Genomic DNA, 19,800 nt, shown 5'->3' with positions numbered 1-19,800 from the left:
CATGCCATTTGTCCGTATCAGCGGCACTTTGCTGCACTACCGCCTGACGGGTCCTGAGGGCGCCCCCGCGCTGGTCTTTGTCAATTCGCTGGGCACCGATGCGCGCATCTGGGATGCAGTGATCGCCATGTCCTCCGACAGCTATCGCTGTCTGTCCTATGACAAGCGCGGCCACGGGCTGAGCGACGCGCCCGAGGGTGACTATGCCCTGGACGAACATCTCGACGATCTTGAAGGCCTGCTCGAGCATCTCGACCTGGGCAAGGTGGCGGTGGCTGGCGTGTCCATTGGCGGGCTGATTGCGCAGGGGCTTGCGCTGCGCGCGCCGGACCGCATTGGCGCACTTGTCCTGTGTTGCACCGCCCCGCGCATGGGAGACGCCGCCATGTGGAGCGCGCGCATCGAGACGGCTCGCACCAAAGGCCTCGAACCCATGGCCGATCCGGTCATGGAGCGTTGGTTCAGCCCCGATTTCCGCCAGCATCGTCCCGATGAGCTGGCTGGTTGGCGCAATCTCTTCCTGCGCACCAATCCCCTTGGCTACGCCAATACCTGCGCAACGCTGCGCGACACTGATCTTGGCGCAGACATTGCGCGGATTCAGGCGCCAACGCTGATCGTGGCCGGCGATGCCGATCTGGCGGCGCCGGTCGAACTGGTTCGCAATTGTACCGCCATACCCGGTTCGCGCTTCGAGATCCTCAGCGGTGTCGGCCATATCCCATCCATCGAACAGCCGGCACATCTGGCTGACCTGATCCAGGACTTTCTCAAGGAGGCCGACCATGGCTGATACGTCATTGTTCGATCGCGGCATGGCGACCCGCCGCGCCGTTCTGGGCGACGGCCATGTCGACAAGGCCGCCGCAAAGACCACCGAACTCGATGACGCCTTTCAGACCTTCATCACCGAAGGGGCCTGGGGCTCGGTCTGGTCGCGTCCGGGCCTTTCCAAGCGCGAGCGCTCCATCGTGACCCTGGCCCTGCTGGCCGGGCTGGGCCATGAGGAGGAATTCGCCATGCATGTGCGCGCCACGGTCAATACCGGCGCCACCGAGGATGATATCAAGGAATTGCTGTTGCACGTCGCCGTCTATGCGGGCGTGCCAGCGGCCAATAGTGCCTACAAGATCGCCAAGCACGAACTGGCTAAACGTGAGGAGACGGCCCAATGAGCGGCATCATTCTACCCGGGGCCGACGGCCAGCTGTTCCAGCGCGATCGCGACTGGCATCCCAAGGCGGATACGCCCGGATACAAATCGACGACGTTCCGCGCCCCAAAACACAGCTTGCTCTCGCTCGGCCCCACCAAGTCTGAGATGACCGGCCCAACCTTCGGTCACGAAAAGCTGGGCGAACTCGACAACGACCTGATCCGCAATTTCAGCCAGGATGGCACCGACGCCATCGGCCAGCGTATGATCGTTTATGGCCAGGTGCTCGACGAGAATGCGCGGCCTGTGCCCAATACGCTGGTCGAATACTGGCAGGCCAATGCCGGCGGACGCTACCGTCACAAGAAAGAGGGCTATGTCGCTGCGCTCGACCCCAATTTCGGTGGCTTTGGCCGCTCGATCACCGACGAGAACGGGTTTTACCACTTCCGCACCATCAAGCCCGGCGCCTATCCCTGGCCCAATACCGGCAATGACTGGCGTCCCGCTCATATCCATTTCTCGGTCTTCGGCCATGCCTTTGCGCAGCGCCTGATCACCCAGATGTATTTCGAGGGCGACCCGATGATCTGGCAGTGCCCGATCGTTGCCACCATCAATGACAAGGCCGCGATCGACCAGTTGACCGCCCGGCTCGACCGCCTCAACACCACACCTATGGATGCCCTGTGCTATCGTTTCGATATCGTGCTGCGCGGCCGCCGTTCGACCATGTTCGAAAACAGAAAAGAGGGGAACTGACATGCTGCACCCCACCCCGACCCTGAAAGAGACCCCGTCCCAGACCGCCGGCCCCTATGTTCATATCGGCATGACGCCGAATTTCTGCGACATCACCGGGGTTATTCCGCAGGATCTCGGTACGACCATGATCCATGGCGAGGTCGAGGGCGAACGCATCAATGTGGCCGTCCGTGTCTTCGATGGCGTCGGCGTGCCACTCTTTGATGGCGTGGTCGAGATCTGGCAGGCCGATGCCAGCGGCAATTTCGTCGGCCCGACCGCCCCCAATTCCAACGCCGTACCCGCCTTCACCGGTTGGGGGCGACAGCCGCTGAGCGAAGCGGGTGCCGCCACTTTCGAGACGATCAAGCCCGGCCGCGTGCCCGGTCCCGATGGCAAGCTCATGGCACCCCATATCGCGCTCTGGATCGTGGCCCGCGGCATCAATATCGGCCTCCAGACTCGGCTTTACTTCGAGGACGAGGCCGAGGCCAACGCGACCGATTTCGTGCTCAACAAGATCATGGATAAGCGCCGCCGCCAAACCCTGATCGCCCGTCGAGAAGGCGCCACCTACACTCTCGACGTCCACCTTCAGGGCGAGCAGGAAACTGTATTCTTTGATATGTGAGCTATAGCCCCCACCCAGCCTCCCCTTTTTCAGAGGGGGCCGGGTGGGGAGCGACTTTACACACAAAAGCCGGGCCAAGGATTGCTGCATGACCCTTCTCTCCGCCCTTGCCGGCGATCCGGAAATTGAAAGCCTGCTTTCCGATGCCGCCCAGCTTGACGCCATGCTGGCGTTCGAGCGGGCCCTCGCCGAAGCCAGTGCCGACACCGGCTGGATCAGCGAAGAAGCAGCGGCGGCCATTGGCAAGGCGATCGAGGATTTCACGCCGGACTGGCCAGTTCTCGAAGCGGGCATGGCGCAGGACGGCGTCGTCGTCCCCGCGCTGGTGAAACAACTGAAGGCGGATCTCGCCGAGCCACATCGGACCGTATTGCACAAGGGCGCCACCAGTCAGGATGTCACCGACACCGCCCTGATGCTGCAATTGGCCGGTATCTTTGTTGTCTATGAGGCGCGCCTGACCGCTGTGATCGACCAGCTCGACGCGCTGAGCAAAGAACATGGTACGCGCGAACTCATGGCCCATACCCGCATGCAGGTGGCACTGCCCACCACCTGGGCTGCAAAACTTGCCAGTTGGTCCGAACCGCTCAGGCGTCAATTGCAGTCCATTGCCAGCCTGCGGCGGAGCCTGCTGGTGATCCAGCTCGGCGGTCCGGTGGGCGATCGGAGCAGCTTCGGCGAGCTTGGCGATGCGATTGCCGCCAGAATGGCCAAACGCCTCGATCTGGGTCTCGCCACACCCTGGCAGGCGACGCGCGATCCGATCATTGCGCTGGGCAGCCTGCTCACGCAGGTTACCGGCGCACTCGGTAAGCTGGGTGTCGATGTGACCCTGCTGGCTCAGAACGAAGTCGCCGCGGTCCGGCTGGCGGGCGGCGGGGGGTCTTCGGCCATGGCGCACAAGTCCAACCCGGTCAATGCCGAGGTGCTGGTTGCGCTGGCGCGCGCCAATGCCGGCCTGTCCGGCACCTTGGCCCAGGCCCAGCTGCACGAAAACGAACGTTCCGGGGCTGCCTGGACGCTCGAATGGCTCACCCTGCCATCCATGCTGATCAACACCGGCGCCAGCCTGCGGCTCGCGCAAAAACTGCTCGATCAATTGCGCCTCGACTAGGTTTCAAGGTTATGCAACTGGCCGCGATCCTGCTGAATTGCCAGCGCAAACGGTCTTTCTCATAACCGCAAGGCTATAGATGGGGCGGCGCATTTCATTTCCGTTGCGTCCCGCTTGCTGTCAGAACAGGCTCGCCCTCTCGGAAAGGATTTGCCCATGGACAAGACAATTTCCGATCTCGCCACGGCGGTGGCAGGGATCGAGGATGGCATGGTGCTGATGGTTGGCGGTTTCGGCGGCTCCGGCGCGCCGATCGAGCTCATCCACGCGCTGATCGATCGCTTCAAGGCCACCGGCAGCCCCAAAAACCTCACGATCGTCAACAACAATGCCGGTAATGGCCGCATTGGTATTGCCGCAATGATCGACGCGGGCATGGTGGGCAAAATGATCTGCTCCTTCCCGCGTTCCGCCGATCCGCGCGCCTTCACCGAGAAATATCTTGCCGGTGAAATCGGACTCGAACTAGTGCCGCAGGGTACGCTGGCCGAACGCATCCGCGCCGCCGGCGCTGGTATCCCGGCCTTTTACACGCCAGCGAGCTACGGCACCGATGTGGCCAAGGGCAAGCCGGTCGCCGAGTTCGACGGCAAGCATTATGTGCAGGAACGCTGGCTCAAGGCCGACGTGGCGATCCTAAAGGCCGAGCTGGCCGATACGCTGGGCAATCTGACCTATCGCAAGGCGGCGCGAAATTTCTCCCCGCTTATGGCCGCCGCTGCCGCCAAAACCATCGTGCAGGCGACCAGGATCGTCCAGCCCGGTGAGATCGACCCTGAACATGTCGTCACCCCTGGCATTTTCGTCGACGGAGTAGTCGAGATTACCGAGCCCCAACAGGAAGAAGCCTTGATGCGGCAAGGAGTAGCCTACGCATGACCAGCAAGCTTTCCAATGCCCAGATCGCCTGGCGCGCCGCGCAGGACATCGAGGATGGTGCCTATGTGAACCTGGGCATCGGCTTCCCCGAAATGGTTGCGAAATTCCAGCCGCCGGGCAAGCAGGCCATCTTCCACACCGAAAACGGCGTGCTCAATTTCGGCGAGGCGCCTGCCGCGGGCGAGGAGGACTGGGACCTCATCAATGCCGGCAAGAAAGCGATCACGCTTCGGCCCGGCGCGGCTTTCTTCCACCACGCCGACAGCTTCGGCATGGTGCGCGGCGGCCATCTCGATGTGGCAATCCTGGGCACGTACGAAGTGGCCGAAAATGGCGACCTCGCCAACTGGTCGACCGGCCCCAAGGGCGTGCCGGCGGTGGGCGGCGCCATGGATCTGGTGCACGGCGCCAAGCGCGTCGCGGTCATTACCGATCATGTGACCAAGGATGGTCGCCCCAAGCTGGTCAAGCGCTGCGCGCTGCCGCTGACCGGGGTGGGTTGCGTTACGCGCGTCTATACCAGCCTTGCCGTCCTGGACATCGAAAATGAACGTTTCGTGCTGCGCGAAAAGCTGCCCACAATGAGCGTCGAAGAGCTTCAGGCCGTTACCGGCGCCGAACTCGTTCTTCCCGACCAGATCGGCGACCTCGTCGCCCCGGAGCTGTGAGATGACCGAGGCCTTTATCTGCGCCTACAAGCGCACCCCCATCGGTCGCTTCGGCGGTTCGCTCTCCGCTGTTCGTCCCGACGACCTCGGCGCTATCCCCCTCAAGGCGTTGATGGCCGAGCACGCATCGGTGGATTGGGAAGCCGTCGACGACGTCATCTTCGGCAATGCCAATGGCGCTGGCGAAGAAAACCGCAATGTCGCCCGCATGAGTGCGCTGCTGGCCGGCCTGCCGGTCGGCGTGACCGGCACCACCATGAACCGCCTCTGCGGCTCCGGCATGGATGCTGTGATCACCGCGGCGCGCGCGATCAAGTCGGGTGAAGCAGACCTCATCATCGCCGGCGGCACCGAGTCCATGAGCCGAGCCCCCTTCGTCATGCCCAAGGCCACCTCTGCCTTTTCGCGCAATGCCGAAATCTACGACACCACCATTGGCTGGCGCTTCGTCAACCCGCTGATGAAGGCGCAATATGGCGTCGATTCCATGCCCGAGACCGGCGAGAACGTGGCGCGCGAATTCGGCGTCAGCCGCGACGCGCAGGACGCGTTTGCCGTGCGCAGCCAGGAAAAGGCCGTCGCCGCACAGAAGAACGGCCGTCTCGCAAAAGAGATCGTCTCGGTGACCATCCCGCAGCGCAAGGGCGACCCCATCGTTGTCGACTCCGACGAGCACCCGCGCTCCGGAACCACGGTCGAGACCCTGGCCAAGCTCAGGCCGCTCTTCCCTGATGGTACGGTGACAGCGGGCAATGCCTCGGGTGTCAATGATGGTGCGGCTGCGCTGATCATTGCATCCGAAGCCGCGATGAAAAAGCACAGCCTCACCCCCATCGCCCGCATTCTGGGCGGCGCCACCGCCGGCGTGCCGCCGCGCATCATGGGCATGGGGCCAGCGCCGGCCAGCAAGAAGCTTTTCGACCGCCTGGGCCTGACAGCAGCCGATTTCGACCTCATCGAACTTAACGAGGCCTTCGCCAGCCAGGGCATCGCCGTGCTGCGCGACCTGGGCATTGCCGAGGACGACGCCCGCGTGAACCCCAATGGCGGCGCAATCGCCCTGGGTCATCCGCTCGGCATGAGCGGCGCCCGCATCACCGGCACCGCAGCGCTGGAACTCAGCCTATCGGGCAAGCGCCGAGCGCTTGCCACCATGTGCATCGGCGTGGGGCAGGGCATCGCGATCGGTCTCGAACGCGTATAGGCTCGGCACTCTGGGTGCGCTCCGGCCATTCTTGGGCGCCCGCGCTTGATCGTGCGGGCGCATCCGGACTAAATGCCGGGCAAAAAAGGCCCCGGCACAATGATCACCTGTTTCGATATTGGCGGCACCACCATCAAGGCGGCCACCGCGACCGGTCCAGACGCCTTGGTGCCGCTGGGCCGCGTGCCCACGCCGCGCGACAATTTCGAAGCCTTTGCCGCGGCGGTTGCCAATCTCATCGAAAAGGGTGGCGCCCCGACCGGCAGCCCGATCTCCATTTCTGTCACCGGCGTTGTCGATCCCGAAACGGGGCTGGTCACAGTGGCCAATATCCCCTGCATCGATGGGCACAATCTGGCCGGCGATCTCGGCGCGCGCCTTGGGTGCCAGGTGCTTGTCGCCAATGATGCTGACTGCTTTGCCCTGGCCGAGGCATTTGCCGGCGCCGGGCGCGGCCACCGCGTGGTTTTCGGTGCCATTCTGGGCACCGGAGTGGGCGGCGGCATTGTTGCCGATGGCCGCCTGTTCCGCGGCGGCGGCGGCCTCTCCGGCGAGTGGGGACATGGTACGGCAGTCGCCACTGGGGTCAGTGTCCCACCCTTCGACATGCCGCATCTGCCCTGCGGTTGCGGCCTTGAGGGCTGCGTCGACACCGTTGGCGGCGCACGCGGCATCGAGAAATTGCACAAACACCTGCATGGCACCGATCTGCCGAGCACGGACATCGTGGCGCAATGGGAAGATGGCGGCGCCCAGGCCGCGCAAACGCTCGATCTCTATGTTGAACTGGTCTCGCTTCCCCTGGCGCTGACCGTTAATATCGTCGGACCCGACATCATTCCGGTTGGTGGAGGCCTTGGTAATGCCCATGGCTTGGTTTCCCGGTTGGATGTGGCGGTGCGCCGGCGTATCCTGCGCAATATTGATCGCCCGCTCGTGGTCCCCGCCCAATTGACCGTCGACGCCGGGTTGATCGGCGCGGCCAGCCTGGCATTCTCGGAGGGAGTGGCATGACCCTGCTCGAAGTCTGCGTGGATACAGCCGAGGGCCTTGCCGCCGCTATTGTTGGCGGTGCCGACCGGGTGGAACTCTGTTCGGTACTCGAACTGGGTGGCCTCACGCCCCAGGCCGGGCTGATGGCGCTGGCGGGCAGGGCACCGGTACCGGTGCGCGCCATGATCCGTCCGCGTGCAGGGGACTTCGTCTTCACCGCCGGCGACCTCGAAGTCATGCTGGGGGATATCGAGACGGCGCGCCAGGCCGGGCTTGCCGGCGTGGTGCTGGGCGCCAACCTGCCCGATGGGCGGCTCGACCTTGAGAAACTGGAACGCCTCGTCGATGAAGCCGGCGAGATGCAGAAAACCCTGCACCGCGCCATCGACCTGGTGCCGGATTTTGCCGTAGCGGTCGAGCAGGCCATTGCCCTGGGTTTCGACACCATCCTCACCTCGGGCCGCGCATCGAGCGCACTCGAAGGCATTGGCGACCTCGAACTCGCCAACAAGGTTGCGGATGGGCGCATCACCATCATGGCCGGAGCAGGCGTCAATGCGGCCACCGCGCCGCACATCCTTGGTCGCATACCGCTGGGCGCCGTGCATGGCTCCTGCTCCGCGTCAGTGCCACCCGACAGCGACGCTGCGCAGCGCCTTGGCTTCGTCAGTCCGACACGCCGCGCCACCAGCCTCGACGAGGTTGCCGCACTAAAGGCCGCTTTAGCGGCCCAGTAGAAGTTCTGAAGTCACTTCCAGCGCCCGGTCTTCGCGGGCCGCAACGCCCTCCGGTGGCTGATGCGCCGCGATCACCGCATCGCGCTGGCGCACCAGCGCGGCGATCTCGTCCTCATAGGCCACCAGCACCGCCGTCAGCCAGCGATTGACCAGATAGGACGGGCGCGGCATCTGCATGTCGAATTGGGCGAGCAGCGCAATGGTGGTATCCGCATCCGCCCAGTCATCGCCCACCACCCATTGATTGACTGTGAACAGCCGCACCAGCCGCCCATGGGCATCAACACCCACAGCGCAAAGGTGATGGATCGGGCCTTCCGGTCCTTCTGGACGGAGGAAACAATGGAAGTGCCCATGCTCGGCCGAGCCTTTCTCGGCCGGGTGGCAATGATAGAACCATTGCGCATTGCTGGCAGGATCGAACACCTCGCCGGGGGGATAATGTTCCCAGGCGGCAATGTCGGTGACGCCCGCAAAGGTCTCGCTCAGCACATTGAGCCCGCCCTTGGCGAGGACGGCCTCGCAAAAGGCGATTTCCGTGCGGGCCTGATCCCGGGCGGCGCTCATCAGCCAGATACCACCAGGTCCGGCGCTTCGTCTGCCCCGTCCGGAAGTGGCTTCGGGGCTGGAGGTGGCGGTGCCAATTGCGGCATAGCGTCTGCTGGCGGCGCGGCTGGCGGTGGTGGAGGTAACGCCTTTTGCGAAGCTGCTGGCGGTTGTGCCGGCGGCGGTGGCGGAGCGGCCTTGGCAGGTGCCCCAGCGGCGCAAGGCGCGGCTGCTGGCGGTGGCGGCGGTGCAGCCTTGACAGGCGCCCCAGCGGCGCAAGGCGCTCCGGCCGCACATGGGGCGGCGCCCGCCGAGCAGGGCGAAGCGCCGGCGCTGGCGCTGGTTTCAGCGGTCGGCCGCGGCGGCACCGGATTGGTCACATGGTCATAGGCAATGGCCGCGGTCGAAACGGCCAGTGCGGCGCCGAAAAGAAGTGTGTTGCGCGAACTCATTTGCGGCTCAATCCATCAAGGCCAAACAGGGGGCGTGCCCAAACGCCGGCGAATGAACCGGCGAAGGCGGCAGCAAACCACAGCCAGCCATGCAGGCTCCCCGTGGCAATGCCCGAGAACAGTGCGCCGATATTGCAGCCGAATGACAGGCGGGCACCATAGCCCATCAGCAGGCCACCCAGGATTGCAGCGAGCAGGGAGCCGAGCGGCAGTTTCGCCTTGGGCGCGAACTTGCCCGCGACCGCGGCTGCAATGGCGGCGCCCAGGACCAGGCCGAAATTCATCACCGAAACCGAATTGGCCAGCACTGAGGAGTTGAGCGCCTGGGCCTGCGCCGGCCAGGTCCAGAATTCCCAGCTCGCGACATCGATGCCGATGCCTTGCGCGATTTTTGCACCCCAAAGGCCAAAACCATAGGTGATCGACCAGGGATGACCGGCGGTCAGCAGCGTGGCGATGTTGAGCAGGGCAAGCAGAAGCCCGGCGCCGACCAGCGGCCAGGGGCCAAGCCACAGCCAGCTCCAGCCCGGGCGGGCCGGCACTGGCTCGGCTTCAAGATTACCATGCGCACGGCGTTCAATCAGCGCGGTGACAAGCGCCACCAGTGCCAGGGCCGCAATGGTTACAGCCAGTGCGCCGGCAATGCCGATTTCGGCCCCCAGGCTGAATGTGCCCAGCGAGGGCTGCTCCAGCCAGAACGGCAGGTGAGCCGTTCCGATCAGCGCCCCGATAATGAAGAATGTCAGCGTCACCAGCATGCGTGCCGATCCACCGCCAACGGTGAACAGGGTGCCTGAGCCGCAGCCACCGCCCAATTGCATGCCCAGGCCGAACATGGCCGCCCCGAGCAGAACGGAAACCCCGACCGGCGCAGCGGCACCAACAATGGCCTGCCCACCGATCGAACCGGCGGCAACCAGCGGGATCATGGCGATGGCGGCCACCCCGATCATCAGCATCTGCGCCCGCATCGAACGGCCGCGTTTTTCCACCACCATGCGGCGCCAGCCGCCGGTAAATCCGAAACTGCCATGAAACAGGGTGGCGCCTAGCGCGCCACCGATCAGGAACAGCGCACCCTGGCGTAGATCGACCAGGCTGGTCACCATAAGGAAACCTGCCACAAGCACGGCTGTGGCGATAATCAGGGGCCAGCGGTCGGGTAGGACCGGGGGCAGGTATTTAGGACCGGATGCGGATATGTCGCTCATGGTGCTTCTGATTTCTTGTGCTGAACACGTTTTGGATGCTGCGCCGGTCGGGCGCAACATCCATTCTGGCGTCTGACCTTTGTGGGGTTCGGTCTATTCGACCGGGCGCGCCGGATCGGCCGTCCACTCAGCCATCGATCCATCATACATGGCGGTGTTCTTGTTGCCGCCTACTTCGTGCAGCGCAAACCACACCACCGACGCCCAGTGACCGGTATTGCAGAAGACGATGTTCTCTTCATCGGCACCCAGGCCGATGCCCTCGGCCAGCGCAGCAATGGTCTCGGGCTGGGCAAAGCTGGCATACTCAGCGCTGTAGACCGCGGAGTTCTCAAGGTTCAAGGCGCCGGGAATGGTGCCGGCAACGCGAGCAACCGGGCTCTTGGCTTCGCCAATGAACTGCGCATTGGGCCGACCATCGACCAGCTTTGTACCTGCTGCCAGTGCCGCTTCCACGTCTGCGGTGGTGGCCCGCAGCTCTTCGCGTACTTCATAGGGGAATTCAGCCGCTTCCGGCACGCTGGCCTCGGCCACGCGCTCGCCGCCCTGGGCGTCATACTGGCGCCAGCCGCCATCGAGGATCGAAACCTCGTCATGGCCGAGATACTTGAAAGTCCAGTAGACGCGAGTTGCGCCACCGAATTCGGAACTGTCGGTGCCCCATGGCACGATCACCACATGGTCATCGCCATCAATGCCCAGGCTCCCGATCAGTTCGGCAATCTGTTCGGCCGGCGGGATCTGGCCCGGCACGCCTTCGATTTCGGTGCGCCAGCCGGCGGTGTTGTACGGGGCAACAACGGCGTTGGCGATATAGGGCAATTCGCCCAGATCGGTGTTTTCGATGTCGGCGCGAATGTCGAGGATGACGAGATTGTCGTCACCGGCACGAGCCTTCAGCCATTCAGCGCTCACCAGCGGGGTGACATCCTGAGCCTGCACGGCAATCGGGGTCACGGCCAGCACAGCGGCGGTGGCAAAGGTGGAAAGGCGCATGGGAGAACTCCAAAGTCTGTTTGTCACAAACCTATAGAACTTGGGTTGTCAAAGCGAAGTCTTGGAACCCAATTTCCGTTCGAAACGGGGAAATTTCGACTGTGGTCCGCAGCGCGCGGGGCAATGGCTTACTCCCAGGCCTCCAGCATGGCATCGGCAACAAAGTCCAGGTGTTGCGCCATGGCAGACCGCGCACCTTCGCTGTCGCCGCCGACCACCGCCGCAACAATCGCCTCATGGTCAATCAGAATGTGTTCGCGTACCGTGCCGGTTTCGATCAGGTGCTGATGAAACCGGGTGTCGAGCTCGTCGCCACGGGCCTTCCACAGGCCATCAAGCAATTCGCGCAGCACTGCGTTGCCGCAAGCATCGGCCAGTGTCATGTGCAGCATGCGATCACTCTCGACCAACCAGCGCCCGGTCGCAGTCTCGTGCCGCATCCGGCTCAGGGTCTCTTCGAGCCGGATCTTGCCTTCGGGCGTAATGGTCTGGCTGGCCAGGGCTGCTGCCTCGGGTTCCAAAAGGCGACGCACTGAGGTGATCTCAAGCGGTGAGGAGCTCAATTCCGGCAGAGCATTCGTGCTGCTCTCGCGCTGCCGGACAAAGGCACCGACGCCAACGCGCACCTCCACCAGTCCGGCCACTTCAAGCGCGATCAGGGCTTCGCGCACTGTCGGTCGGGAAACGCCAAGGCTCAGCGCAAGTTCGCGTTCGGAGGGAAGCTGTTGCCCCGCCTCCACAGCGCCAGCCGCGATCTGATCGCGAATCTGGTCTGCGATCTGAATATAGAGTTTGCGGTTGGATACGGCCTGAAGTTTCATGGTTCTCCCCTCGCCAACTCATAAACAGAAGCCGTCCGCCTGTCTACTGGTCTGACCACTTGACAGCCAGGCGAACTTGCCATTACCTCATGCTGGCATCGGAAGTCCGGCACAAGACCGGATGGCTATGGGAGGCTACCAATGGGAGGATCGACAATCGATGCTGCGGCACGAACCGTGCCGCTGGTAGAAATGCGCAACATCGACAAGTCGTTTCCCGGCGTGCGGGCGCTCAGCCAGGCGCAGTTCGAACTGCTGCCCGGCGAAGTCCACGCCCTGATGGGCGAGAATGGCGCGGGTAAGTCGACCCTGATGAAGGTGCTGTCCGGTGTCTATGACCGGGATGCGGGCGAAGTTCTGCTTGATGGCAAGCCGGCCGAGATCACCTCGCCACGCCAGGCTCAGGACGCCGGCATCTCCATTATCCACCAGGAACTGGCCCTGATGCGCGATCTGACAGCCGCGCAGAATATTTTCATCGGCCGCGAACCGCGCCGCTTCGGCATTCTTGATGAGCGCCAGCTCAACCGCGACACCGACGCCATTTTCAAGTCGATGAATCTCAGCCTCTCGCCAACCGTGCTGGTGGAGACGCTGACCATTGCCAAACAGCAAATGGTGGAAATCGCCAAGGCACTGTCCTATCGCAGCCGTGTGTTGATCATGGACGAGCCCACAGCTGCGCTCAACGACGCCGAAATCGCCGAGCTTTTCGCCATCATCAACCGGCTCAAGGCCGAGGGTGTGGGTATCGTCTACATCTCGCACAAGATGGATGAGATCAAACGCATTTCGGATCGCGTGACGGTCATGCGCGACGGCGAATATGTCGGCACGGTGCCGGCGGCCGAAACACCTATGGAGACCATCATCTCCATGATGGTGGGCCGCACACTGAATACCGAAGCGCACGCCATTCCTGACACCTCCGGCCAGCCGGTCGCGCTCGAGGTCAAGGGGCTCAATCGCGGCCGCGAGATACGCGACGTCAGCTTCTCCGTGCGACAGGGCGAAATCCTTGGCTTTGCCGGCCTGATGGGTGCTGGGCGAACCGAGGTGGCCCGCGCTATTTTTGGCGCTGATCGCAAGGAAAGCGGAGAGATCTGGGTGCACGGCGAGCGCGTCGGCATCACCGCGCCACGCGATGCTGTGGCCAAAGGCATCGGCTATCTGTCTGAAGACCGCAAGCTCTTCGGCCTGGCCACCGGCATGGATGTTCGCAACAATATCGCCCTGGCCAGCTTGGAGCGGTTTACCAATCCCGCCGGCGTGCTCGACGAGGCGGGGATGGAAAAGTCGGCTCGCGATTACATCCGCCAGCTGGCCATCAAGACGCCCGGCGACACCCAGGAAGCCCGGCTGCTCTCGGGCGGCAATCAGCAGAAGGTGGTCATCGCCAAATGGCTGCTGCGCGATTGTGACATTCTGATCTTCGATGAGCCAACTCGCGGCATCGATGTCGGCGCCAAATCCGAAATCTATAAATTGCTCAACAACCTCGCCGCTCAGGGCAAGGCGATCATCGTCATTTCCTCCGAGCTGCCCGAGATTCTGCGTCTCAGCCACCGTATTGCCGTCATGTGCGAGGGGCGGATGACCGGGATCCTGCCGGGCGATGCCAGCCAGGAGGAAATTATGCGCCTTGCCACCATGCGTGAAGCGGCGATGAGACCGGATGCCGAAAGGAAGATTGCATGACCGACACCGCTGCCCCAGCCCAGAAATCCGGCATCCGCATGACTGGCGCCTTCCATCGCCTGCTGGCCTTTTCCGGCCTAATCGCCTTGGTTGTCGTGTTCTCGGTGGCGTCTCCCAATTTCATGCAGACCCAGAACATCCTGGCCATTCTGCAGGCGACTGCCGTCAATGGCGTTCTGGCCATCGCGGTGACCCTGGTCATCATCACCGGCGGGATCGACCTTTCGGTGGGAACGCTGATGACATTCTGTGCCGTGATCGCGGGCGTCTTCCTCACCTATTGGGGACTGCCCATGCCGATCGGCATTCTCGGCGCCATCCTCGCCGGTGCGGCGAGCGGGCTGATCTCGGGAACGGTCGTCGCCAAGCTCAAGGTGCCCCCCTTTATCGCGACCCTGGGCATGATGCTGATCCTGAAGGGGCTTTCGCTGGTCATCTCGGGTACCCGGCCGATCTATTTCAACGACACGCCCGGCTTTAACCAGATCGCCCTGGGTTCCGTCGTCGGCCAGATCATTCCGGCGGTGCCGGTGCCCAATGGCGTGATGATCCTGTTCCTTGTCGCCCTGCTCACCGCCTTTATTCTGGGTAAGACCGCGCTGGGCCGCTACACCTTTGCGCTCGGCTCCAATGAGGAGGCCGTGCGGCTGTCCGGCGTCAATGTCGATCGCTGGAAAATCGGGGTCTATGCCCTTTCCGGCGCCATTGTCGGCGTGGGTGGGGTGCTGATCGCCAGTCGTCTAAACTCCGCGCAACCGGCGCTGGGGCAGGGTTACGAGCTTGAAGCCATTGCCGCTGTCGTCATCGGTGGCACCTCGCTTTCGGGCGGTCGTGGCACCGTGCTGGGCACGCTGATCGGGGCGCTCATCATCTCGGTCCTAGCCAATGGCCTGCGCATCCTTTCGGTGGCGCAGGAGTGGCAGACCGTGGTGACCGGGACCATCATCATCCTGGCCGTCTATGCCGACATACTGCGGCGCCGCAAACTTTAGGCACCGACTCCGCTGCGTGCCGCCGGCGCGCCAAAACCTAGAAGAACAAGTTTTCAGCAGTTTCACAGCAGCATTTGGGAGGATTTCAATGCTCAACCGTCGTAGTCTAATTGGCGCCATCAGCGCCGTCGCCATGCTCGCCGCTTCCGGCCCCGCATTGGCCCAGGATCAGGTCGATATCGCCCTGATTTCAAAAGGCTTCCAGCACCAGTTCTGGCAGGCCGTGAAGGCCGGGGCCGACCAGGCCGCCGCAGATCTGGGCGTCTCCGTCACCTTCGAGGGCCCGGAAAGCGAAAGCCAGGTCGACCGCCAGATGGACATGCTGGCCGCTGCCCTGTCGCGCGAGCCTGACGCGATCGGTTTTGCCGCCCTCGACAGCCAGGCCGCCCTGCCGCTCTTGCAGCAGGCCAACGATGCCGGCATCCCGATCATTGCCTTTGACTCGGGTGTCGACAGCGACATTCCGCTCGCCACCGCAACCACCGACAACGTCGCTGCTGCCGCACTTGCTGCCGACGTCATGGCCGAGAAAATCGGTGGCGAAGGCAAGGTGGCCGTGGTTGGTCACGACCAGACCAGCCGCACCGGCATCGACCGTGTCGAGGGTTTCGTCAACCGCATGAAGGAAGCCTATCCGAACATCGAGGTCGTCTCGATCCAGTATGGCGGCGGCGACCAGCTCCAGTCGACCGAGATCACCAAGTCGATCCTGCTCGCCAATCCCGACCTTGATGGCATCTTCGGCTCCAATGAGGGCTCGGCCATCGGCGTTGCCAATGGCAAGCAGGAGCTGGGCAGCGATGTCGTCGTCATCGGCTTCGACAGCGGTGCGGCCCAGAAGGGTATGATTGAGAGTGGTGTCATGGCTGGGGCCATCACCCAGAACCCGGTCGGCATCGGCTACCAGACGGTCCAGGCAGCCGTTGCTGCTCTCAACGGCGAGGACCTGCCCAAGGTGATTGACACCGGCTTCTACTACTACGACGCCACCAACATGGACGACCCGGAAATCGCGGCCGTTCTTTACGACTAAGACCGTCATTCCTCTCTCTGGGAAGAGGGGTGCACGAAACGGCTGAGGGCTCACCGCATTGGTCCCTCAGCCGCCTTCTCCCCTTTGCGGAGAGGGCTGCCAACAAAACAATATTGGACCAAGCAATGGCCGACCTCTCCGGAAAAACCGTCCTTATCACCGCCGCTGCGCAAGGCATCGGCCGGGCTTCTGCGGAAGCCTTTGCTCGGGCGGGCGCCAGGGTTATCGCCACTGACATCAATGCGGCGCTGCTTTCTGAACTCGATGTGATCCCTCATGTGACGACGCGGGTGCTCGACGTTCTTTCCGGCGATGCTGTCAAACAGGCGGTGGCCGAGATCGGCCATATCGACGTGCTCTTCAACTGCGCCGGAGTTGTTCATAGCGGCACTGTCCTCGAAATGAGCGACGAAGACCTCGACTTCGCGCTCGATCTCAACGTCAAGGCGCAGATACGCACCTGCCGCGCGGTGCTGCCTCAGATGCTCGAGCGCAAGGATGGGGCGATCATCAACATGGCCACGGTCGCCTCCTCGATCAAAGGCGTGCCCAACCGTGCCGCCTACACCATCTCCAAGGCAGCCGTTGTCGGCCTCACCAAAGCCATCGCCGCCGATTACACCACGTCCAATATTCGGGTGAACGCCATCTGCCCCGGCACGGTGGACTCTCCCAGCCTGCATGAGCGCTGGAAGGCCACCGGCGATTTCGAGGCTGCGAAAAAAGCCTTCATCGCCCGTCAGCCGATCGGCCGGATCGCCCGGCCCGAGGAAGTGGCTGACCTCGCCGTCTATCTGGCAGGCGCCACCTATACGACCGGCCAGGTCCATATCATCGATGGCGGCTGGACGGCGTGATGCATTGAAGAGGTGAGAAAGGCCCCCTCACCCTGACCCTCTCCCCCAAGGGTGAGGGGACGCAGGAGCCGTAATATCAAGACGGGCGCGATGCCCCACCTCTCCCTTTGGGGAGAGGTCGGCCCGGAGGGCCGGGTGAGGGGGCCTTATGGATAGTTGTACATGACCAAGATCACCTCCCTCAGCACCCACGACCTGCGCTTTCCGACATCCCAGTCCCTCGACGGGTCCGATGCCATGAACCCGGACCCCGACTACTCTGCCGCCTATGTCGTGCTGGGGACCGATGGCGATCGTGAAGGCCATGGGCTGACCTTCACCATCGGCCGCGGCAACGAGGTGGTGGTCGCGGCCATCAATGCGCTGACCGACCGTGTCGTCGGTCTGGAACTGGACTGGATCGAACAGGACCCGGGCCGCTTCTGGCGCCATGTCACCGGCGACAGCCAGCTGCGCTGGATTGGGCCGGACAAGGGCGCCATGCATCTGGCGACGGGTGCCGTGGTCAACGCCGTCTGGGACCTGCTGGCCAAGCGTGCCAACAAGCCGGTCTGGCTCTACGTCGCGGAAATGAGCCCCGAACAGCTCGTCTCCATCATCGACTTCCGCTATCTCACCGATGCCATCACCCCCGAGGAAGCGCTGGAGATTTTCCGCGCCGCCGAACCGGGCAAGGCCGAACGCATCGCCCGGCTGCGCAATGAAGGCTATCCCTGCTACACAACCTCGGCGGGATGGCTGGGTTATTCGAACGAGAAGCTGACGCGCCTGGCCACCGAGGCGGTGGAAGCCGGCTTCACCCATATCAAGATGAAGGTCGGGCGCGACCTTGATGACGACGTCCGCCGCCTCGAAATCGTCCGCTCGATCATGGGCCCGGACCGCTATTTGATGATTGACGCCAACCAGGTCTGGGAAGTCGATCAGGCCATCGACTGGGTGAACCAGCTCAAGCGGTTCGAGCCCTATTTCATCGAAGAGCCGACCAGTCCCGACGACGTTGAGGGCCACCGCAAGATCCGCGAGGCCGTCGGGCCGGTGAAGGTTGCCACAGGCGAAATGTGCCAGAACCGGATCCTGTTCAAGCAGTTCATCACCCGCGACGCCATCGACATCGTCCAGATCGATGCCTGCCGCATCGGGGGGCTCAACGAAGTGCTCTCGGTGCTGCTGATGGCCGCCAAATACGGCAAGCCGGTCTGGCCCCATGCCGGCGGCGTGGGGCTATGCGAGTATGTCCAGCACCTCTCCATGATCGACTATCTGGCCGTCTCGGGCGAGAAACAGGGCAGGGTGATCGAATATGTCGACCACCTGCACGAGCACTTCCTCGATCCCTGCGTCATCAAGGGCGCGGCCTATATGCCGCCCGCGCGCCCCGGCTTTTCCATCGAGATGAAGCCGGTTTCGATTGCGGAAAATGTGTTCAGGGGGTGAACGGACAGCGCGACCTGCGGATCAAACGCCGCAATTCACGCGCCCCCACTCGCCCAGCACGCCTTCGATCATCTTCGCGCCATTGAGCGGCGCCAAAGCGCGTGCCCCGGTAATGATTTCCTGACCGGCCCTGAGGCTGTGCCCGCGCTGTTCGGCATGGCCAGCCAGCCAGGTAATGGCGCCGACAATATCGTCCCAGCTGGCGCCTTTGCTGACCGTATGGGTCGGCTTGCCATCGAGTTCCAGGGTGACTGGCAATGACGCAAGCGCGTCAACCATGGTGCGGTCCATCGCCCTGCCGACGATGACGGCCCCGTTCGATTGCAGATCGCCGAGCTGCAGATTCCGCGGTGTCGCATCCCGATCGACGAATGGATTGGCGATCAACTCGATCGCCGGATGCAGGCTGGCGATAGCTGCCTCAACGGCCTCGGGCAGAGCACCCCCCGCCAGGTCCGATCCCAGCCGCACCGCCACTTCGATTTCGGCCAGGAAGATGCGTTGCTTTTCGCCATCGATCAGGTCCGCTGTCGCCAGGAACCGATCGGCCGGTATCGGCGCACACAGGGGTGGATCACCAAGACCCGCAGCCACCTTCCAGCCGCCCACCGGGCCGATTTGGGCAATGATCTCGTCCTGCAGTGCATAGACCGCGTCGAGATCGGCGGGCAGCAAATGCTCGGGAACCTGGTCGAGCAGAGGGGCGCCCTCATGCGCGGCAACCAGGGCGGCGGCCAGTTCGGCAATGGACTTCATGGATCTGTAATTTCCGGAATAATCAGGCCGCGCCTGTTTCGATCAATGCGATGTCCGCATCTGCACAGACCTGGCGAATGGAGTCCACTTGGCAGATGTCCGTAATGAAACTGTGCGCCTGGCTCAAATGCCCGATGCGCACCGGGGCGGTGCGGGCAAACTTGGTCTGGTCGGCCACCACGATCACATGGCGCGCATTGGCAATAATCGCCTGGGCCACCTTCACCTCGCGGAAATCGAAATCCAGCAGCGCCCCGTCCGGGTCGATGGCGGAGACGCCGATGACGGCAAAATCCACCTTGAATTGACGAATGAAATCCACCGCGGCCTCGCCCACAATGCCGCCATCGCTGGCCCGCACCACTCCGCCGGCAATCACCACTTCGGTGCTGGGCACCACGCGCAGGTGGTTGGCCACATTGATATTGTTGGTAATCACCATCAGCCCACGATGCTCGACGAGCGCCTGGCTGACGGCTTCGGTCGTGGTACCGATATTGATGAACAGGGAAGCGTGATCGGGGATCAGCGCCGCGGCCGCCTGACCGATGGCGCGCTTTTCCGCCGGTGCAATCTGCCGCCGCGCTTCATATTCGACATTCTCCACGCCAGAGGGATGCATCGCCCCGCCATGGGTGCGTTTCAGCGCCCCCCGGTCGCATAGAATATTGAGATCCTTGCGGATCGTCTGCGGCGTCACGTCGAAGGCGGCAACCAGTTCCTCGACGCTCACCTCGCCCTGCTGGCGCGCCAGCTCGACGATTTTCGCCTGCCGCATCGATGGGGTCATCGCGTTCGCTCCCTTTCGTTTGCTGATTAACCGAAAGGGCGGCGAGGGGGAAGGGGGAGTGCACCGACCTCACCCGCCCCCT

General features: G+C 63.3%; 21 protein-coding genes. 15 read left to right on the top strand and 6 right to left on the bottom strand.

Annotated elements, in window-relative coordinates; genetic code table 11:
• The first annotated feature begins 1 nt into the window (after position 1).
• From pcaD to GGR20_RS12720, 10 genes are all read left to right on the top strand, one after another.
• Positions 2 to 793 carry a 3-oxoadipate enol-lactonase gene (gene pcaD, locus GGR20_RS12765; RefSeq protein WP_183311745.1) on the top strand — a complete coding sequence of 264 codons (792 nt, stop codon included), beginning with the start codon at positions 2 to 4 and terminating at the stop codon, positions 791 to 793.
• Positions 786 to 1,175 carry a 4-carboxymuconolactone decarboxylase gene (pcaC, locus tag GGR20_RS12760; RefSeq protein ID WP_183311744.1) on the top strand — a complete coding sequence of 130 codons (390 nt, stop codon included), beginning with the start codon at positions 786 to 788 and terminating at the stop codon, positions 1,173 to 1,175. Before pcaD ends, pcaC begins: the two co-directional genes overlap by 8 nt.
• Positions 1,172 to 1,918: a protocatechuate 3,4-dioxygenase subunit beta gene (gene pcaH, locus GGR20_RS12755; RefSeq protein WP_183311743.1), complete on the top strand. Its 747-nt coding sequence runs from the start codon at positions 1,172 to 1,174 to the stop codon at positions 1,916 to 1,918. The genes pcaC and pcaH overlap by 4 nt, the downstream gene beginning before the upstream one ends.
• Position 1,919: 1 nt before the next feature.
• On the top strand, positions 1,920 to 2,531 hold the full coding sequence (gene pcaG, locus GGR20_RS12750) for a protocatechuate 3,4-dioxygenase subunit alpha (RefSeq protein ID WP_183311742.1): 612 nt from the start codon (positions 1,920 to 1,922) through the stop codon (positions 2,529 to 2,531).
• A gap of 88 nt (positions 2,532 to 2,619) precedes the next feature.
• Positions 2,620 to 3,648: a 3-carboxy-cis,cis-muconate cycloisomerase gene (locus tag GGR20_RS12745; protein WP_183311741.1), complete on the top strand. Its 1,029-nt coding sequence runs from the start codon at positions 2,620 to 2,622 to the stop codon at positions 3,646 to 3,648.
• A gap of 156 nt (positions 3,649 to 3,804) precedes the next feature.
• On the top strand, positions 3,805 to 4,527 hold the full coding sequence (locus GGR20_RS12740; RefSeq protein ID WP_183311740.1) for a 3-oxoacid CoA-transferase subunit A: 723 nt from the start codon (positions 3,805 to 3,807) through the stop codon (positions 4,525 to 4,527).
• On the top strand, positions 4,524 to 5,195 hold the full coding sequence (locus GGR20_RS12735; protein WP_183311739.1) for a 3-oxoacid CoA-transferase subunit B: 672 nt from the start codon (positions 4,524 to 4,526) through the stop codon (positions 5,193 to 5,195). The genes GGR20_RS12740 and GGR20_RS12735 overlap by 4 nt, the downstream gene beginning before the upstream one ends.
• 1 nt (position 5,196) lies before the next feature.
• Positions 5,197 to 6,399 (top strand): 3-oxoadipyl-CoA thiolase, encoded by a 1,203-nt coding sequence (gene pcaF / locus GGR20_RS12730; protein WP_183311738.1) that lies wholly within the window; start codon positions 5,197 to 5,199, stop codon positions 6,397 to 6,399.
• A gap of 99 nt (positions 6,400 to 6,498) precedes the next feature.
• A complete protein-coding gene (locus GGR20_RS12725; RefSeq protein ID WP_183311737.1) occupies positions 6,499 to 7,413 on the top strand; it encodes an ROK family protein in 915 nt (304 codons plus the stop codon).
• Positions 7,410 to 8,129, top strand: a complete 720-nt coding sequence (locus tag GGR20_RS12720) for a copper homeostasis protein CutC (protein ID WP_183311736.1) — start codon at positions 7,410 to 7,412, stop codon at positions 8,127 to 8,129. Before GGR20_RS12725 ends, GGR20_RS12720 begins: the two co-directional genes overlap by 4 nt.
• Here GGR20_RS12720 and GGR20_RS12715 read toward each other — a convergent pair.
• The 4 genes from GGR20_RS12715 to GGR20_RS12700 form a co-directional block, all read right to left on the bottom strand.
• On the bottom strand, positions 8,115 to 8,696 hold the full coding sequence (locus GGR20_RS12715; RefSeq protein ID WP_420827447.1) for a DUF6969 family protein: 582 nt from the start codon (positions 8,694 to 8,696) through the stop codon (positions 8,115 to 8,117). The two genes, GGR20_RS12720 and GGR20_RS12715, sit on opposite strands and share 15 nt — an antisense overlap.
• A gap of 427 nt (positions 8,697 to 9,123) precedes the next feature.
• Positions 9,124 to 10,338: a YeeE/YedE family protein gene (locus GGR20_RS12710; protein WP_183311735.1), complete on the bottom strand. Its 1,215-nt coding sequence runs from the start codon at positions 10,336 to 10,338 to the stop codon at positions 9,124 to 9,126.
• A gap of 93 nt (positions 10,339 to 10,431) precedes the next feature.
• The gene (locus GGR20_RS12705; protein ID WP_183311734.1) at positions 10,432 to 11,334 is read right to left on the bottom strand and encodes a sulfurtransferase; all 903 of its coding nucleotides are present in this window, start codon (positions 11,332 to 11,334) and stop codon (positions 10,432 to 10,434) included.
• Positions 11,335 to 11,462: 128 nt separating this feature from the next.
• On the bottom strand, positions 11,463 to 12,155 hold the full coding sequence (locus GGR20_RS12700; protein WP_183311733.1) for a FadR/GntR family transcriptional regulator: 693 nt from the start codon (positions 12,153 to 12,155) through the stop codon (positions 11,463 to 11,465).
• A 141-nt stretch (positions 12,156 to 12,296) separates the two neighbouring features.
• On the opposite strand from GGR20_RS12700, the gene GGR20_RS12695 reads away from it, so the two are divergent.
• The 5 genes from GGR20_RS12695 (at position 12,297) to GGR20_RS12675 (ending at position 18,172) form a co-directional block, all read left to right on the top strand.
• A complete protein-coding gene (locus GGR20_RS12695; protein WP_210283174.1) occupies positions 12,297 to 13,853 on the top strand; it encodes a sugar ABC transporter ATP-binding protein in 1,557 nt (518 codons plus the stop codon).
• On the top strand, positions 13,850 to 14,845 hold the full coding sequence (locus tag GGR20_RS12690; protein WP_116588065.1) for an ABC transporter permease: 996 nt from the start codon (positions 13,850 to 13,852) through the stop codon (positions 14,843 to 14,845). The genes GGR20_RS12695 and GGR20_RS12690 overlap by 4 nt, the downstream gene beginning before the upstream one ends.
• Before the next feature lie 88 nt (positions 14,846 to 14,933).
• A complete protein-coding gene (locus GGR20_RS12685; RefSeq protein WP_183311732.1) occupies positions 14,934 to 15,878 on the top strand; it encodes an ABC transporter substrate-binding protein in 945 nt (314 codons plus the stop codon).
• A gap of 125 nt (positions 15,879 to 16,003) precedes the next feature.
• On the top strand, positions 16,004 to 16,735 hold the full coding sequence (locus tag GGR20_RS12680; protein WP_183311731.1) for an SDR family oxidoreductase: 732 nt from the start codon (positions 16,004 to 16,006) through the stop codon (positions 16,733 to 16,735).
• 162 nt (positions 16,736 to 16,897) lie between these two features.
• Positions 16,898 to 18,172: an L-fuconate dehydratase gene (locus tag GGR20_RS12675; protein WP_183311730.1), complete on the top strand. Its 1,275-nt coding sequence runs from the start codon at positions 16,898 to 16,900 to the stop codon at positions 18,170 to 18,172.
• Positions 18,173 to 18,193: 21 nt separating this feature from the next.
• Here the strand turns inward: GGR20_RS12675 and GGR20_RS12670 are convergent, their stop codons facing one another.
• Both GGR20_RS12670 and GGR20_RS12665 read right to left on the bottom strand, forming a co-directional pair.
• On the bottom strand, positions 18,194 to 18,928 hold the full coding sequence (locus tag GGR20_RS12670; protein WP_183311729.1) for a hypothetical protein: 735 nt from the start codon (positions 18,926 to 18,928) through the stop codon (positions 18,194 to 18,196).
• A 22-nt stretch (positions 18,929 to 18,950) separates the two neighbouring features.
• Complete coding sequence (locus GGR20_RS12665) at positions 18,951 to 19,718, bottom strand: DeoR/GlpR family DNA-binding transcription regulator (protein ID WP_183311728.1); 768 nt, start codon at positions 19,716 to 19,718, stop codon at positions 18,951 to 18,953.
• Between the last annotated feature and the right edge of the window lie 82 nt (positions 19,719 to 19,800).

Origin of the sequence: Devosia subaequoris (assembly GCF_014197055.1) — a bacterium.
Classification (GTDB): Bacteria; Pseudomonadota; Alphaproteobacteria; order Rhizobiales; family Devosiaceae; genus Devosia; species Devosia subaequoris.
Note: the sequence above shows the minus strand (reverse complement) of the source record. Positions and strands in the feature narration are given on the sequence as shown.

Bases quoted from the DNA above. Each gene is read 5' to 3' on its own strand.
- pcaD (WP_183311745.1), top strand. From the start codon at position 2: ATGCCATTTGTCCGTATCAGCGGCACTTTGCTGCACTACCGCCTGACG.
- pcaC (WP_183311744.1), top strand. From the start codon at position 786: ATGGCTGATACGTCATTGTTCGATCGCGGCATGGCGACCCGCCGCGCC.
- pcaH (WP_183311743.1), top strand. From the start codon at position 1,172: ATGAGCGGCATCATTCTACCCGGGGCCGACGGCCAGCTGTTCCAGCGC.
- pcaG (WP_183311742.1), top strand. From the start codon at position 1,920: ATGCTGCACCCCACCCCGACCCTGAAAGAGACCCCGTCCCAGACCGCC.
- GGR20_RS12745 (WP_183311741.1), top strand. From the start codon at position 2,620: ATGACCCTTCTCTCCGCCCTTGCCGGCGATCCGGAAATTGAAAGCCTG.
- GGR20_RS12740 (WP_183311740.1), top strand. From the start codon at position 3,805: ATGGACAAGACAATTTCCGATCTCGCCACGGCGGTGGCAGGGATCGAG.
- GGR20_RS12735 (WP_183311739.1), top strand. From the start codon at position 4,524: ATGACCAGCAAGCTTTCCAATGCCCAGATCGCCTGGCGCGCCGCGCAG.
- pcaF (WP_183311738.1), top strand. From the start codon at position 5,197: ATGACCGAGGCCTTTATCTGCGCCTACAAGCGCACCCCCATCGGTCGC.
- GGR20_RS12725 (WP_183311737.1), top strand. From the start codon at position 6,499: ATGATCACCTGTTTCGATATTGGCGGCACCACCATCAAGGCGGCCACC.
- GGR20_RS12720 (WP_183311736.1), top strand. From the start codon at position 7,410: ATGACCCTGCTCGAAGTCTGCGTGGATACAGCCGAGGGCCTTGCCGCC.
- GGR20_RS12715 (WP_420827447.1), bottom strand. From the start codon at position 8,696: ATGAGCGCCGCCCGGGATCAGGCCCGCACGGAAATCGCCTTTTGCGAG.
- GGR20_RS12710 (WP_183311735.1), bottom strand. From the start codon at position 10,338: ATGAGCGACATATCCGCATCCGGTCCTAAATACCTGCCCCCGGTCCTA.
- GGR20_RS12705 (WP_183311734.1), bottom strand. From the start codon at position 11,334: ATGCGCCTTTCCACCTTTGCCACCGCCGCTGTGCTGGCCGTGACCCCG.
- GGR20_RS12700 (WP_183311733.1), bottom strand. From the start codon at position 12,155: ATGAAACTTCAGGCCGTATCCAACCGCAAACTCTATATTCAGATCGCA.
- GGR20_RS12695 (WP_210283174.1), top strand. From the start codon at position 12,297: ATGGGAGGATCGACAATCGATGCTGCGGCACGAACCGTGCCGCTGGTA.
- GGR20_RS12690 (WP_116588065.1), top strand. From the start codon at position 13,850: ATGACCGACACCGCTGCCCCAGCCCAGAAATCCGGCATCCGCATGACT.
- GGR20_RS12685 (WP_183311732.1), top strand. From the start codon at position 14,934: ATGCTCAACCGTCGTAGTCTAATTGGCGCCATCAGCGCCGTCGCCATG.
- GGR20_RS12680 (WP_183311731.1), top strand. From the start codon at position 16,004: ATGGCCGACCTCTCCGGAAAAACCGTCCTTATCACCGCCGCTGCGCAA.
- GGR20_RS12675 (WP_183311730.1), top strand. From the start codon at position 16,898: ATGACCAAGATCACCTCCCTCAGCACCCACGACCTGCGCTTTCCGACA.
- GGR20_RS12670 (WP_183311729.1), bottom strand. From the start codon at position 18,928: ATGAAGTCCATTGCCGAACTGGCCGCCGCCCTGGTTGCCGCGCATGAG.
- GGR20_RS12665 (WP_183311728.1), bottom strand. From the start codon at position 19,718: ATGACCCCATCGATGCGGCAGGCGAAAATCGTCGAGCTGGCGCGCCAG.